Raw genomic sequence first — 14,392 nt, 5'->3', positions numbered from 1 at the left:
CGTAAGCGGCTGTCGCCATTCTCTCGCGGCAAAGCTACCGTTTCGCGGCTGGAAAATAAACAGGAGTCACTCCTTTAGCAGTCATACTGCTTACTGAGTGGCTCCTGTTCTTTTTTCGAACACCGTCCGTTATCCTCTTGAGCGCCTCAGTCTCTTCCTCATCTGCTCATAGCTTTGATAGATCCACTTGGACTCCTTCGTAAGCAAAGGGCCGAGCACAGCAAGAATTAAGACATACAGCACCGCAAAGGATTGAATGGAGGCCATTAAACCGCCCGCTTTGCCGATGTTCGCCATAATGATGGAGAACTCGCCTCGGGAAACGAGCGTAAAGCCTACATTAAGCGATGCCTTTGGTGAAATGCCTGAAATACGGCCCGCCAGCATGCCTGCTCCCAAATTGCCAACCAGCGTCAACAGTACCGCGATCAGCGTCATCCCGACCGCACCGCCCAAGGATGCTGGTTCGATCGTTAATCCAAAGCTAAAGAAAAACAGCGCCCCGAAAAAATCGCGGAAGGGTAACACCTGCTGCTCGATCCGCTTCACATGCCTGGATTCACCAAGTACAAGCCCGATCATCAATGCTCCAATCGCTTCTGCTACATGAAGCGTTTCCGAGAAGCCTGCTACAAGAAACAGCAGTGTCATAATCATCAGCAGAAACAGCTCTGACGATTTAATATTAAGCGCAAAATCAATATATTTAATAATTTTCCTGCCTACATATAAAAATACAACGATAAAGACAAGTGCAGTCAAAGAGATTAGCAACACGCTCCAAAAAGAAGATGCGCCGCTCAATATGAGCCCCGTCAAAATCGATATGTGTACCGCAATAAACAAATCGTCAAACATGATCATACCCATAATGATTTCTGTTTCCGGATTCGCGGTTCTCTTTAAGTCGACCAGCACCTTGGCCACAATAGCAGTGGAGGAACTGGTCATAATGCCGCAAACGACTAGCGTTTCTTTGATGGGCAAGTCCGTAATCCAGCCAAGCAGCAGCCCTGATAGAAAATTCAGTGCGACATAGAAGGAGCCGCCTACGATTATCGCTTTACCTGATTTCAACAGCCGCGCTACCGAAAACTCCAGCCCTAAATAAAATAGCAAAAATAAAATGCCTAAACGTCCCATAAATTCGATAAAGGAGGAGCTCTCAATAAACCGCAAATCAATAATCCAAAAATGCGGTGCATGCGGTCCTACAGCCATTCCGATCAAAATATAAAAAGGAATAACCGAGAAGCGAAGCTTCGCTGAGAGCAAGCCTGTCAGCGTAATGAGCGCCAGTGCCATCCCGACTTCAAATATGAGCGTCTCCATGGGCTAAAGTGCCCCATTCAGCAAAAGTTTTTTTAATTGGTTCAGTTGAATGCGTTCACCTGCCACGACTAATGTTACGCTTGGCGTAAACACGTATTCCGCTCCAGGATTAATATGCTTCGTCTTATCCTTCTCTACTACGGCCAAAATGGTCGCACCCGTCGTTTTGCGGATATCCAGCTCCCCAATCTGCTTGCCAACGCATTTAGATAAAGGCTCCAGCCGAATCCATTCGATAACCAAGCTATCTAACGCTATTTCCTGATTCTCCAGAAATTTAGGCTTATAGGTGATGCCCGCAATAATAGCCGATACGACTCTGGCTTCCTCGTCATCAAGTGTGACCATTGACCGCATCTCATCAGGCTCATCTGTGTCCATATGAAAAATATCCCGTCGTTCATCATTATGAACGACGATAACCAGCTGCTCCCCGCTGCGGGTTCGCAGGCTGTATTTTCGGCCAATACCGGGCAATTCCGATTCTCTAAGATCCACTTACGTCCCCTCCTTCCCTGGATAATAGGTTAGCAGTGAACTTAATTGAAGCGAGAATGACACGCATGGGGCCCGATGGTGTCGCTACAGTGATCGACTCGCCTAGACGTGCCAAAAGCAATTGCCTGCCAACAGGCGACAGAAAGGAAATGAGGTTTTCGTCTGGATTGGCCTGCTCAGGCAGCACGATGGTAAAGGAATCCAACGCTTCATATTCAGGATATTCAATCGTAATATGGCTGCCAATAAGCACCATGGATTGAAGCTTTTCTTCCATTAGCATGTCCGTTTCCGAGAGAAGCTCTTGCACGGCCTCCGTATACAAGAATAGAAATTGTTCCATCTCCATACGCTCTTTCCCCGGCATAACAAAATAGGCGTCGAGGAAGCGTTTCCTCTCGACACCTAACACGGCAAGCTGCGACACAAGCTGTTCTTGGGCATAGGACAAACCGATACTATGGTTCATAGTAGACCTCACTCCCTATGCGTACATTACTGATTTTGCATAAACAATAAACCGCTTTTTCCATGCTGTTCTCCTCCTAAAATAATATAAGGCCTCTGCGTCAGAGGCCTTATAACAAGCTTACCAAACAAATAATATATGTCCAGCTATAATTTAAATCTAACGGGACAAGCTACGCGGTTGTAAAACGGGAAAAGAGGTTGTAAAGACTATAAATTTCGTACAAACTACAACTGATTGCAATTCTCATTAAATGAATAACAGGCTGAAAAGTGAACGCTAGCGCTAAGCTGTTGAAAAATATAAATGCAGAAGCTTCAATACGATTGAGCAATCTGCCGTGTGGAAATCGGTAACGGCCGTTATAGAGGGCCATGTCGTTTTCGTAAATGCAAGACATTGGATCAACTTCGGCACTCTAGCGAACAGCATGAAAATGGATGTTGTTGTGTCGGAGCTTGGTTCTTCTAACTAAATAGTCTAGCCAGCAAGCTATACAAAAATCCCAAGCATCACCTTGTATATGGAGTGTTCGGGATTTTTGCGTTGTAACTTTTCACTCAAATACAGCTTGACATGAATTTATTCTTCTTAATACACTATTTTTGAAATATATAATGTTTAAAACAAATAAGAAAGTGAGGTTACAGAGTTCGCATGACATCTCCACAACATAAAGTCCCAGAATACATGAAGCAGTTTACTTGCATTGGTTCTGCCTGTGAAGATACTTGCTGCGCTTGGTGGGGGATCAGTATTGATAAACATACCTATACGAAATAAAATACCAATCGGTAACCAATACTAGCTTAAGACGCAAATTGAAGCAAAACTTATCCATTAAACCGCAGAGCAGCGTTCAAGATTATGCTGAAATGCAGTTGAACCCGAATACAGGCGATTGTGCCATGCTTGATCAAGGAATGTGCTCGATTCAATTAGAACTCGGCGAATCATACCTGTCCCAAACATGCCGAACCTACCCCCGTGTCATTAATCAGACAGGCAATGCCTTGGAAATGACGGCCCAGCTTTCTTGCCCAGAGGTGGCCCGATTAGTATTGCTTGATGAGCAAGCGATGGAATTAGTAGAGGTCGATTTAGCTCACATCGGCTCCGTTACCTATAAACATAAAGCAGCCGCTGCTCTCGATCCGAATCGCCCGGAGTTCTACTTTCCTGAAATACGCAAGATGATGGAGATTATGAAATATCGGGAATTCAGCGTGCCCCATCGCCTTATTCTGCTTGGTGTGTTTTGCGATAATGTCAACTTGCTGATGGATGAGAAAAAATATAAGGAGCTGCCTCATTTATGCGTTCAGTTTCAGGAAGAGGTTTCCCACAACGATGAGCTGCGCAGTTATAATGTGTATCCGTTAGATCCTATTTTTCAACTGCAATATTTGAATAATTATTTGATGGATATTTTGGATGATACGATATGGAATGCCCGCTACCGGGAATGTATCCATGATTATAAACAAGGAATGACGCGAAATGGAAGTTCTTTGGAAGCAATCGCAGGCACCTATATTCACTCTTACGAGCATTATTACAAGCCATTTATGGATCAGCATGCGCACGTTTTAGAGAATTTCATTTTGAATCATTTATATAGCCGGATGCTTGCGGAAATGCATGTGAACATCCCCGTTTTTGACAGCTATCAAATGCTCGTGGCCGAATTTGCCATGATCAAGCTGCATCTTATCGGCATAGCTGCGCACCATCAGCAATTAACCGAGGAGCTGACCGTAAAGCTCATTCAAGCTTATTCTAAAAACTATGAACATACCGCGCTGTTTCTTAAAAACATCCTCGATGATTTTAAAAAGCAAGGCTATCATACGCTAGGCTATATGAGCCTGCTCATTAAAAATGACTAAATAAAAAAGTTCCGAACCTCCACTGAAAGGGGTCGGAACTTTTGTTATTTAGAGGCGACTCTCCAGCGGATCATAACGCACAAATACAGGAAAATAGCGTGGAGCCATCGTAAAGCTAAACTGCTGCTCCGTATTGTCCTTATATGTAACCGTGTAATTACCGTGGTCAGTATCATAAACAATTTTCAGAAAAGTAAACTCACTGCTTGCATAATGAGAACGAACATAGTAATGGGAAGCTGCCTTGGCCGCATTTTCCTGAAACAAGCTAGTATTAACGAGTAAAATAAGCAATGCCACTATGACTATTGAAAAAAGTATAAAACGCTTGTACTGCATGTTACTCCTCCGCTTAAGCTTATGTAACGATTACTCGAACGTGCTTGTAATATCATTCCATTGCGAGTGGTCAGGCAGCTTCTGTGCTCCCCAATATTCAAGAAACATTCGAACAATCTCGCCTTTATCCGTCGTCTTGTAATCATAGTGTTTAAACGAATCATCGGCATACACGAACCGGATTTCCACAACGAAGCCGCTCATGCCTTTCCCTTCGGTTGCGGCCTGCAAATAGATGCTGTTTTCCAGCGGCAAGCTCGGCTCAAGCACGATAAAATCCTCATAATCCGGTTCAAATCCATATATGACATCCGTGATAAGCGATGCTTCAATCGCTTCTTTATTATATTCCGCATGATCCGTGATCAGCTTATATGTAAGTTCTGCTTTCCCCATAAAAGCACCTCCCAGCCAAGGCCATTATGCCCCGGAACTCAAAAAACATGATTTTACAATTGTATCATACGGCTATAACCCGATAATATCAGCCTGTCGACTGATTATTTACACCAGCCATGCCAATAGAACTAGTATAATCCCTTCTTCTTGCGCCTGCCTATTGACAATCGGCATCTAGCGACTTAAAATGAGAAATATCAATGTGTAACCGATTACATCACACATTCATAAACAAGAGGTGTTCCTATGGCTCAAGCGAAAATTACCGTCATTGGCAGTTTAAATATCGATATGGTAACAGAAACGGATGTTATGCCTCAGCAAGGCGAGACTTTAATTGGCAACGCTTTCTCAAGCTTTACAGGCGGAAAAGGCGCGAACCAGGCTGTAGCCTGTGCAAGGCTTGGAGCAGCGGTTACGATGATTGGCTGTGTCGGCGAGGATGCAATGGCGCAGCAGTTGAGGGATGCACTTGGTGCGGAGAACATTGATATGACATATGTGAAAACGGTTCCCTATAAGGCAACCGGTATCGCTGCGATAACCGTCACGGAAGGCGACAATCGCATCATCGTCATTCCAGGTGCAAACCACTGCTTGCTGCCGGAGGATATACTTGCACTGAAAGAAGTCATCGCCGCGTCCGATATGGTGATGCTTCAGCATGAAATACCGCTTGAAACCGTTGAGGCATCCATTAAGCTTGCCCATTCCCTTGGTATTCCAGTCATTTTGAATCCTGCCCCTGCGGTAAGACTGCCCGAGCAGCTGCTAGCCCAGCTTCATCTTATTACGCCGAATGAATCCGAGCTGGCTATTGTAACGGGGCTGGGGCGCAAGAACACGCCAGAATCCCTGCTGGAGCAATATCCGAATCCAATCGTAATGACAGCGGGAAGCAGCGGTGCTTATTACAAAGGAGCAAATGGCGAATTGGGCCATATTCCTGGTTATAAGGTCGAAGTTGTAGATACGACAGGTGCAGGCGATACGTTTAATGGCGCTTTAGCTGTAAAGCTAAGCGAAGGGGCCTCTCTTCAGGAAGCTGCCCAGTTTGCCGTTGCTGCAAGCGCATTGTCTGTCACAAAGCTTGGCGCACAAAGCGGTATGCCGCTTCGACATGCTGTCGAGGCATTCATTAAGCAATCAAGCTGATGCCCTTACCGAAATTGAATTGATTTGAAAGGATATTTCCATGAAAAAAATAGGCATACTAAACAGCGAAATTACATCCGTACTTGGTCGACTTGGGCATACAGACTGCATCGTTATTGCCGATTGCGGCCTGCCGATACCCGATTCGGTAAAGCGCATTGATCTGGCGCTTATGCCCGGCCTCCCTTCTTTTATGGTTACACTCGGGGCCGTGCTTGCAGATATGGAGGTAGAGAAGGCTGTTATCGCCGTAGAGATGACGACCCATAACGCAGCACTTCATCCAAAAATACTGAAGCAGCTGGTTTGAAAAATATTATCGTCGTAGGCTTTGATGCAACGGATGATGCGGTGAAGGAAGTATTCGCAGGCACCATGAGCGCAACCGTTGCTCAAAAACCGGATGCGATGGGCATTTTAGCTGTACAAACGGCCGTTAAAATCGTTAAGGGAGAAACGGTTGAAAAATCAATTCCCGTTGATCTTGAACTTATAACGAAGGATTCCGCAGCTGCAAAATAAGAGCTGGCCCCTGTTCTCTTGACGGACCAAAACAAGTGTGCTAACGTTTTCCCAAACGTGAGCACACTTGTTTTGCTCGCCCGCTAGCTCGCTTATTCAAAAGGCCAGACCATTGAAAGGAATTTGCCAGAAATGACCACGATCAGAGATGTCAGCAAGCTGGCTGGCGTGTCGGTTGCTACAGTCTCACGCCTGTTCAATCAGAGCGGTTACGTGAGCAAGGAAGCAGAAGCCGCTATTCAGGCAGCCGTTGCGAAGCTTAACTACAAACCTAATTCAATCGCCAGAAGCCTCGCAGGCAAAAAAACAGCTGCCGTCGCGTTAATGGTACCCGACATCCTAAACCCCTTTTTCCCAGAAATTGCTCGTGCTGCTGAGGATGCAGCCGCTTCACAAGGCAATACGCTTGTCCTTTGCAATACAGACAATAACCCCGACAAGGAAAAAATGTATATCGAAGCGCTTATCAATAAACAAATCGATGGCATTATCCTTTCTTCTTATACGATTTCACCCGAGCAAATTATTTCCCTGCAGAAACGCTCGATTCCGATCGTCGTCATTGATAATAGCTTTCCAGACCATCCGATCGTTACGATTACAGCAGCTAACCGCTACGGCGGCCAACTCGCCGTGCAGCATTTGCTATACGCGGGCTGCGGCAAAATCGCCCATATATGCGGGCCATCTCATGTGCATTCCGCCCGTGAGCGGACGCTCGCTTATGAGGAAATGTGTTCTCATCTGCCATGGTTTACGCCTAGCCTAACCGCGTCCGGTCATTTCAGCGTCGCTGGCGGCTACGAGGCCATGAAGCATATTTTTCGCCAGCATCCCGACGTGGACGGCGTGTTTGCCGGCAATGACCTTATGGCAGCAGGGGCGCTCAAGGCGCTGCATGAGCTTGGCGTATCCATCCCGTCCCAGATCAAGCTGATTGGCTTTGACGGCATCCGGATGGATATGGTCTACCCAGAACTATCCACCGTTTCCCAGCAAATTTATACGATTGGCCGGACAGCTATGGACTATTTAATTCGCCAGATCAACAACGAGCCGATTGAGAAGCGCAACTACGAGCTGGAGGTCGAGCTGCTCCAGAAGGCTACAACCTGATTTCCACATACTGTGAGAGACCAGAATGAAACAACGCTATTATGCTAGAGTTAGAGAAACCTTCGATTCCGCTGAAGCTGCTGCGGCTATCGAAGGTTTTTACGTTCATTCGCTATACAGGAAATTCACGGTATTGTATGGCATAATAAGAGATAGCCAGATGCCTCTGATTACTATTTTTGCCACGGAGGGAAGCAGGCTGGCTTCACGCAAGGGCGAGCTCACACTGGAAGTGACGAGGCATTTTACGAGAGCGGAAGGCGAGTTGCCAATACATGAGCAGCAGCAGTTGTTTAAAGCGGATATGCTCATTATTGTGGACCTGCTTGAAGAGAAGCTGCGCAAGAAAAAACTAAACTACCGCGTGGATTTATTAAGGCTGGATTTAATTGATATTTTGGAAAAATGGACGACGAGGAGGAACGCTACATGAGCGTAAACCGTACATTAATGACACAATTACAACAATTCGCTTCTGTATTTGGGAGGCATGACATTGACCTTGGCGAGGTTTATTATCATGAGCCGCTGCCTGTTCAGGAGCCGCTCCCACTTGGAGAAGCGCTGCACACCTTTTATAGCTGTATAGAGTTAAAGGAGCATCCGATGATTGGCGGTGTTCTGGCCGTGCAATTTTTCCGTTTGCCGGAGCTGGAACGGGCGCAGCAGGGCTGGCGCTGGATAATGACGGCTTCAGGGCTCGCTCCTGATCCGAAATGGCCGGATGGCTGGATCGTCTTCGCCGATTACAATGGAGATGCGCTTATCGTTGATTCGACCGATCCGCAAGGGCCGGTATATGGCAGCATTCAGAAGCGGCATTCGCAAATCGCTGCCTCGCTGGCCGACTTTTTCGCCATGACCACTGCTTTGATGAAGATCGAGGAAGAGGAATTCGAGCTCGATGCTACAGACGAGGATTCCGAAGTAAAGAGCGAGTTTATTGAACGTGCAATGGAGCTTGCCCCGGGGATTATAGGACGCGAGCACGGACAGCAATATTTGGATTTTTTCTTTAGCTAGGGATTGATTCGGCTTACTAAAAAATAACCGGCCATGTACCGCGATGTGATTTGCGATGCATGACCGGTTATTTTCGTTTCGTAATTCATTAGGAACGCATTCGTTATGGTCGCTCCTGCTCCTTGATTTCCTTCAAAAAAGCTTTCAGCTCCGGATTCGCTGGCGGGTCCTGGAGCTCCATGCTTCTCAAGGCGTCCACAGCAATGCGCAGCACGGCATAATTGCGGTACCAGCGATGGTCGGAAGGCACGATATGCCAAGGTGCATGCTTGCTGCATTTTTCAAACAGCTGCTCGTAATAGCCTTGATATTGCTCCCAGTATTTCCGCTCCTGGAGGTCCGACGGGTCAAATTTCCAATTTTTCGAAGAATCCTCGATTCGGCTTTTCAGCTTCTCCAGCTGAAACTCCTTGGAAATGTGCAAAAAGATTTTGACAACCTTAACCCCGCTATCCGCAAGCAGCGACTCAAAATGGTTAATATGCTTAAAGCGCCGCTTTGCCTCCTGATCAGACACTGCACCATGCACCCTTGTAATCAGAACATCCTCATAATAGGAACGGTTAAAAATCGCGATTTGCCCCAGCTCGGGTGCGTTATTGTGCGCTCGCCAAATAAAATCATGCCGCTTCTCCACATCCGTCGGCGCCTTGAAGCTGTGAGCGGACACGCCCTGCGGATTCAGCCCGGCAAACACATGCTTCGTTACGCCATCCTTCCCGCTGCAATCCATCCCTTGAATGACGAACAGCACCGCCTGCTCCTTGGCAGCTGCGAGCTTCTCCTGAAGCTGCTCCAATTCCTCCTTGAGCTTTAGTGCTTCCTCCTCCACCTCTTCCTTATGGCTAAAGGAACCTTTATCCTTTGGACTGATGCTGCTCAAAACAACCTTTTTATTCGCCGTCTGCTCATGGTTTTTTGCCATCTGATTCACGCTCCTTATGTACCAGTATTCCACTTTGTGCCAATCTTATCAATCTTGCTCCTATCCAATATCTTACCCTGTAATTGCATTTTTGATAGACTTCATAGCTATAATAGATTCCATACTTTAGTTATGTACTATTGACCTGCGATAGCTGCTGCTTTTCCAGCCATGATTGTACATGGGCAAGGAATCGCCTCGTAGCAGGCGAGCAGAACTTCATAGAATGGACGGCGATGCCAAGCGACCGAAAGCTTGGTTCTTCCAGCTCCATGACGTGGACATGATGCTTGCGCCCTTCAATTACGAGCTCGGGCAATACGCTAATGCCCAGTCCCTGTTCAACCATGGCAATAATAGCCGCATCATCACCCGCCTCAAATCTGACGTTTGGCGTAATCGCCGCCTTCTTAAGCACACGCCGAACGTCATGATCCGAGCCCGCTTTAGGAATAATGAAGGGTTCCTCCGCAAGCCGCGCAAGCGGGAAAAAAGCGGCTCCGCAAAGTGGATGATCCTGGGGCAAAATGCACAGCATCCGATCCTCTTTTAACGGAAACACCTCCAGCTTGTCGCTCGTGGGCAAGGAGAAGAAACCGCAGTCGATTTGCCCCTCCTCCAGCCATTCCTCAACCTCCTGATAATCTCCCTCCATCAGCTTAAATTCAATTTGCGGATAATCGTTCAGGAAAGCTTTCATCATCCGCGGCAGCCAGTGGACGGATACGCTTGTGAACGTGCCGATACGAATCGTACCAGCCTCCAGCCCCCTGATTGCAGCGATCTCTTCTTGTAATCGGACATTTGCTTGCAGCACCTCGCGCATAGGTTGCAGCAGCCGCTCGCCTTCCGCTGTTAATTGAATGCCCGCGCGGCTGCGCTGCAGCAGCCTAAAGCCAATTTCACTCTCCAAGCTGTTGATCGCGTGGCTAATGCCCGATTGGGTAAAGCCGAGCGTTTCCGCCGCCTTCGTTAAACTGCCAAGCCGCGCAACCTGTACGAATATTTCATATTTATTAATGCTCATCCTGTGTCTCCTCTATTTACATGAGCATTTCTCATGTTTAAAACAAGAATTCCCCGTTATACTTATATGTCAAACCCCAGTATACTAGTTTTCGGCCCTTAAGCCTACTCAATTAAAGTCGGAGAAGATATATCTCATGAAACCTAGAAACGCCGAATTACTCATCGTGCTCGCAACCGTATTTTGGGGCTGTTCTTATTTATTTATGAAAATAGGGCTTGAATCCATTGCTGCATTTAATTTAATTGCTCTGCGCTTCGGACTCGCCTTCCTGCTGACGTCTCTTCTCTTCTGGAAATCGCTGCGCAAGACAGATTGGCGCACGATCAAATATAGTGCCGTGCTCGGCTTCCTGCTATTCGCTGTTTTTGCCTGCATCATGATCGGACTTAAGACGACTACGACGTCTAATGCTGGCTTCCTCGTAAGCATGACCGTCATCTTCGTTCCGCTGCTGTCGGTTCTAATGTTCAAGCAGAAGCTTGCTCCATCCGTGCGGCTCAGTGTTGTGCTTGCCCTTACCGGCATCGCGCTGCTGACGCTAAAACTGCCATTCAGCATTGGAGGCGGCGATATTCTTTGCATGCTGTCAGCTGCTTTTTATGCCCTTTATATTATATTAACGAACTCGGCGGCGAGAGCTTCAAATACGCTGAATCTGGGCATTTTACAGCTAGGCTTTGCGGGTAGTTTTGGCTTAATTGGCATGCTGTTGTTCGAGACCCCGACTTTGCCGCAAACTCCCGCCAGCTGGGGCGCTGTGCTTGCGCTAAGCCTTTTATGCAGCGCCTTTGGCTTCATTATTCAGCCCATTGCCCAAAAATACACGACACCAACACGAACGGGGCTTATTTTTGCCCTGGAGCCTGTGTTTGCGGCAGCCGTAGGCTTTAGGTTTGCCCATGAAATTTTGCCGCCGCAGGGCTATGTCGGAGCAGCGCTTGTGCTGCTTGCTGTCGTCGCCTCTGAAATAAAATGGAAGTGCCGTGGTGGCGCTCCGTTACCCGTTAAGGCCCCGGTTAAAGCTCCGGGTAGAGCTAAGAAGAAAGAGGTACTGCAGTAGATCCTCTAGAAAAAGGGGATCGGATTACGAAAATTAGCCGTTTCGTCCTATAATCCTGCATTGCTATTTATGAATTCAACCATTCATAATAGATAGCAGAATAGGAGCGATCAAGGATGAACAATCAAAGGAATTATAATAATAACAGCAGCTACTGGGAGAGCTATCAACGATTTTTCCCTGCAGAAATACAGCTAAAGGAAAACAACCTGCCTACTGAAGAATGGTGGCAATGGAATAATGGTGAGATTCACTTAGATCGTTTGCCCGCACCCGAAAGTCCGCTCAAAATTGTACTCGTGCATGGCGCTGGAGGCAATGGCCGTTTATTCGCCCCTTATGGTAAAATGCTGCAAAAGTACGGCTATGAAATGCTTGCACCGGACCTTCCTCCCTATGGGCTTAGCCAATTAAGCCCTCCCTCCAAATCGATCCGTTATGAAGAATGGATTCAGCTTTTAGTTGATTTAGTGGAAAGCGAGTATAAACGTGATGGCAAACCTATCGTCCTGCTCGGTGCCAGCATTGGCGGCATGCTCGCCTATCATGTTGCTGCACGCAGTCCGTATGTGCAAGGCTTAATTGCTACAACCTTCGTAGATACTAGTGACGCTGCTATGCGCCTCCAGCTTGCCCCTAATAAATATGTAGCGGTATATGGCAAATGGCTAATGGATGCATTCCCAATTTTACTAGATTCATTTCGGCTGCCTGTTTCCAAAGTATCGCGCATGAATCTAATAGCCAACCATCCTGAATTAGCTCAGCTTATTATGGAGGATCCCCGTGCAGCAGCAACCCGTGTGCCTCTTAAATTGCTAAGAACTTTTCTGAACATGACACCGGAAGTGCAGCCAGAAAACTTTACTTCTTGTCCTGTGCTGCTGGTTCACCCAGAAGCTGATCCCATGACCCCTTATGCTTTTAGCGAAAGCTTCTATAATAGATTGGCTTGTCCAAAAAAGCTGGTGTTGCTGGAAGGAGCCGGACATTTTCCGATTGAACAGCCAGGACTTGAACAATTAAGTGCTGCTGTCCTGCAGTTTCTCACTAAACTTGCCACAACAAGCGTCAAATAAAATAACTCGCGCTAGCTTCTCCCATGTTTATTCAATAAAATTTGTATAAATAATTATATTATTAGTATAATGTTTTTCGTCCTATAAGCCGATAAGTATTCAAGCAGCTTCCTTTTTTTCACTAAAAGAGAGTTGTTTACAGCAAATACTATTCCACAGTACTAGAAAGGAAGATTAAGTAATGAATAAGCTTCACCTTTTTACCAAAAAGAATGTTTGCATGCTTTTTATTCTCACCCTGCTGTTTACTAGCTTTGGCACAGTAACAGCACCGACAGCCGAGGCAGCAGCAAACGCCAGCGGTTATGTTTATTACACATCCGACCAAGACCTGTTCCGTATTAAAACAGATGGCACTGGTGCCGCTCTCATAATGGAGGATTTTGACGTTCCCGGTACTGCACTGAATCGCGGTGGCAACTATTTGTATTATTTGTCTTACAGCGGATCAACAACGCTGCTGCGCCTGCCGATCGACGGCACAGCAACCGAAGATGAAGTATTTTATAACGATGTGCTGCACTATTCCATTGTGAATGGAACGCTTTACTACATGACAAGCGCTGGGAAAATCTATTCTGTTTCTGCTAATGCTGCTGTATCAGAAGCAAAACAAATCGCTGATAAAGCTGATACAGACTTTGAAGAATTCAAAATCATTGATGGAAAAATCTATTACAATACCGTGCGTAATGGTCGTTCCACATGGGTAGCCTCCAAAGCGGTTACAGGCGCAGGGCAAGTGCAATACATTGCAGCGGGTGCAATTGAGCAGGACCACCATATCCAAGCAACTTCTAATTCCGTCAATATTATTGTCAATACCAAGCCGGAAGAACAAATGTATTCGCTTGACTGCATCGTGCTTTATAGTGTTCCTAAAAAAGGCGGCGCAGCCAAAGCCCTTAACTTAAATGCTCCAATTGATGCAAATGCTGCATATTCCGGTATTTGGGCAACAAATACGTACTACCTCTTCAACAAAGGCATTCGCCTTGATTCCGAAGGGCATTTCAACTATAACACCGGTAAAGGCTACCTCTTGAACACTAGCGGTAAAACCTTCTCCCTGCACAGCACAGGCGTCTATGATATTGCAAATGTAGGCACTGACAAAGTAGCTTTTATTGATTCAGCGGACAAAGGTTATGTTGCCACGATAAAAAACAATAAAGTGACCAGCAAAAAAAATCTTAACATTTCCAAGCTTCATTCCGTATACAACATTATGTCAGGCGGCAAAATCGCTTCTACAATCTTTTTTGGTGACAATGCCAGCTATTTGCTGAACTCGGATTTGTCGGTTCAAAAAATACCTGGATTGAACTGGGACTATATGCAGCTTAGTGAAGACGTTGATGGCATTTACTACATCAATGACGACTCCAAGGATACTGGCTACGGGCAGTTGTTCCAACTGAGCAGCAATGGCAAAACGGCATCCAAGCTTAGCGAGCAATCGATCAGCCGCGTTTTGCTTGTCGCTAAACAATAAGCTGCTATTTTTTAATCCTAATAAGTAAAATCATTTTTTTAAAAAAAAGAGGAGCAGAATT

General features: G+C 46.3%; 17 protein-coding genes. 10 read left to right on the top strand and 7 right to left on the bottom strand.

Going from position 1 to position 14,392, the window contains the following annotated elements:
* Nucleotides 1–129: 129 nt before the first annotated feature.
* Genes ABEW34_RS22350 through ABEW34_RS22340 form a run of 3 tightly spaced genes read right to left on the bottom strand, consistent with a single transcriptional unit; the run spans nucleotide 130 to nucleotide 2,299 of the window.
* Nucleotides 130–1,332 carry a cation:proton antiporter gene (locus ABEW34_RS22350; protein WP_430161507.1) on the bottom strand — a complete coding sequence of 401 codons (1,203 nt, stop codon included), beginning with the start codon at nucleotides 1,330–1,332 and terminating at the stop codon, nucleotides 130–132.
* Between the two features lie 3 nt (nucleotides 1,333–1,335).
* Nucleotides 1,336–1,830, bottom strand: a complete 495-nt coding sequence (locus ABEW34_RS22345) for a cation:proton antiporter regulatory subunit (protein ID WP_430161505.1) — start codon at nucleotides 1,828–1,830, stop codon at nucleotides 1,336–1,338.
* Nucleotides 1,820–2,299: a GreA/GreB family elongation factor gene (locus tag ABEW34_RS22340; protein ID WP_430161503.1), complete on the bottom strand. Its 480-nt coding sequence runs from the start codon at nucleotides 2,297–2,299 to the stop codon at nucleotides 1,820–1,822. Before ABEW34_RS22340 ends, ABEW34_RS22345 begins: the two co-directional genes overlap by 11 nt.
* 779 nt (nucleotides 2,300–3,078) lie before the next feature.
* On the opposite strand from ABEW34_RS22340, the gene fliB reads away from it, so the two are divergent.
* Nucleotides 3,079–4,188 carry a flagellin lysine-N-methylase gene (gene fliB / locus ABEW34_RS22335; protein WP_430161574.1) on the top strand — a complete coding sequence of 370 codons (1,110 nt, stop codon included), beginning with the start codon at nucleotides 3,079–3,081 and terminating at the stop codon, nucleotides 4,186–4,188.
* 48 nt (nucleotides 4,189–4,236) lie between these two features.
* Here fliB and ABEW34_RS22330 read toward each other — a convergent pair whose 3' ends face one another.
* Nucleotides 4,237–4,527, bottom strand: coding sequence for a hypothetical protein (locus ABEW34_RS22330; protein ID WP_430161501.1), 291 nt, complete (start codon nucleotides 4,525–4,527; stop codon nucleotides 4,237–4,239).
* 30 nt (nucleotides 4,528–4,557) lie between these two features.
* On the bottom strand, nucleotides 4,558–4,923 hold the full coding sequence (locus ABEW34_RS22325; protein WP_430161499.1) for a hypothetical protein: 366 nt from the start codon (nucleotides 4,921–4,923) through the stop codon (nucleotides 4,558–4,560).
* Between the two features lie 249 nt (nucleotides 4,924–5,172).
* Here ABEW34_RS22325 and rbsK point away from each other — a divergent pair, with 249 nt between their 5' ends.
* The 6 genes from rbsK (at nucleotide 5,173) to ABEW34_RS22295 (ending at nucleotide 8,742) form a co-directional block, all read left to right on the top strand.
* On the top strand, nucleotides 5,173–6,081 hold the full coding sequence (gene rbsK / locus ABEW34_RS22320; RefSeq protein ID WP_430161497.1) for a ribokinase: 909 nt from the start codon (nucleotides 5,173–5,175) through the stop codon (nucleotides 6,079–6,081).
* A 40-nt stretch (nucleotides 6,082–6,121) separates the two neighbouring features.
* A complete protein-coding gene (gene rbsD / locus ABEW34_RS22315) occupies nucleotides 6,122–6,391 on the top strand; it encodes a D-ribose pyranase (RefSeq protein ID WP_430161495.1) in 270 nt (89 codons plus the stop codon).
* A complete protein-coding gene (locus ABEW34_RS22310) occupies nucleotides 6,388–6,603 on the top strand; it encodes a hypothetical protein (RefSeq protein ID WP_430161493.1) in 216 nt (71 codons plus the stop codon). The genes rbsD and ABEW34_RS22310 overlap by 4 nt, the downstream gene beginning before the upstream one ends.
* 132 nt (nucleotides 6,604–6,735) lie before the next feature.
* Nucleotides 6,736–7,719: a LacI family DNA-binding transcriptional regulator gene (locus tag ABEW34_RS22305; RefSeq protein WP_430161491.1), complete on the top strand. Its 984-nt coding sequence runs from the start codon at nucleotides 6,736–6,738 to the stop codon at nucleotides 7,717–7,719.
* A gap of 25 nt (nucleotides 7,720–7,744) precedes the next feature.
* On the top strand, nucleotides 7,745–8,152 hold the full coding sequence (locus ABEW34_RS22300; protein WP_430161490.1) for a hypothetical protein: 408 nt from the start codon (nucleotides 7,745–7,747) through the stop codon (nucleotides 8,150–8,152).
* On the top strand, nucleotides 8,149–8,742 hold the full coding sequence (locus ABEW34_RS22295; protein WP_430161489.1) for a hypothetical protein: 594 nt from the start codon (nucleotides 8,149–8,151) through the stop codon (nucleotides 8,740–8,742). Before ABEW34_RS22300 ends, ABEW34_RS22295 begins: the two co-directional genes overlap by 4 nt.
* A gap of 103 nt (nucleotides 8,743–8,845) precedes the next feature.
* Here the strand turns inward: ABEW34_RS22295 and ABEW34_RS22290 are convergent, their stop codons facing one another.
* Nucleotides 8,846–9,667: a PPK2 family polyphosphate kinase gene (locus ABEW34_RS22290; protein ID WP_430161488.1), complete on the bottom strand. Its 822-nt coding sequence runs from the start codon at nucleotides 9,665–9,667 to the stop codon at nucleotides 8,846–8,848.
* A gap of 130 nt (nucleotides 9,668–9,797) precedes the next feature.
* A complete protein-coding gene (locus ABEW34_RS22285) occupies nucleotides 9,798–10,694 on the bottom strand; it encodes a LysR family transcriptional regulator (RefSeq protein ID WP_430161487.1) in 897 nt (298 codons plus the stop codon).
* Between the two features lie 136 nt (nucleotides 10,695–10,830).
* On the opposite strand from ABEW34_RS22285, the gene ABEW34_RS22280 reads away from it, so the two are divergent.
* From ABEW34_RS22280 to ABEW34_RS22270, 3 genes are all read left to right on the top strand, one after another.
* Nucleotides 10,831–11,757, top strand: coding sequence for a DMT family transporter (locus tag ABEW34_RS22280; protein WP_430161486.1), 927 nt, complete (start codon nucleotides 10,831–10,833; stop codon nucleotides 11,755–11,757).
* Nucleotides 11,758–11,873: 116 nt separating this feature from the next.
* Nucleotides 11,874–12,836 carry an alpha/beta hydrolase gene (locus tag ABEW34_RS22275; RefSeq protein ID WP_430161485.1) on the top strand — a complete coding sequence of 321 codons (963 nt, stop codon included), beginning with the start codon at nucleotides 11,874–11,876 and terminating at the stop codon, nucleotides 12,834–12,836.
* Nucleotides 12,837–13,017: 181 nt separating this feature from the next.
* A complete protein-coding gene (locus tag ABEW34_RS22270) occupies nucleotides 13,018–14,331 on the top strand; it encodes a DUF5050 domain-containing protein (protein ID WP_430161484.1) in 1,314 nt (437 codons plus the stop codon).
* Nucleotides 14,332–14,392 lie beyond the last annotated feature (61 nt).

Source organism: Paenibacillus algorifonticola (genome assembly GCF_050481745.1).
GTDB classification, from domain to species: domain Bacteria; phylum Bacillota; class Bacilli; order Paenibacillales; family Paenibacillaceae; genus Pristimantibacillus; species Pristimantibacillus algorifonticola_A.
The sequence above is the reverse complement of the archived record's forward strand: the minus strand, read 5'-3'. Positions and strand labels throughout refer to the sequence as shown.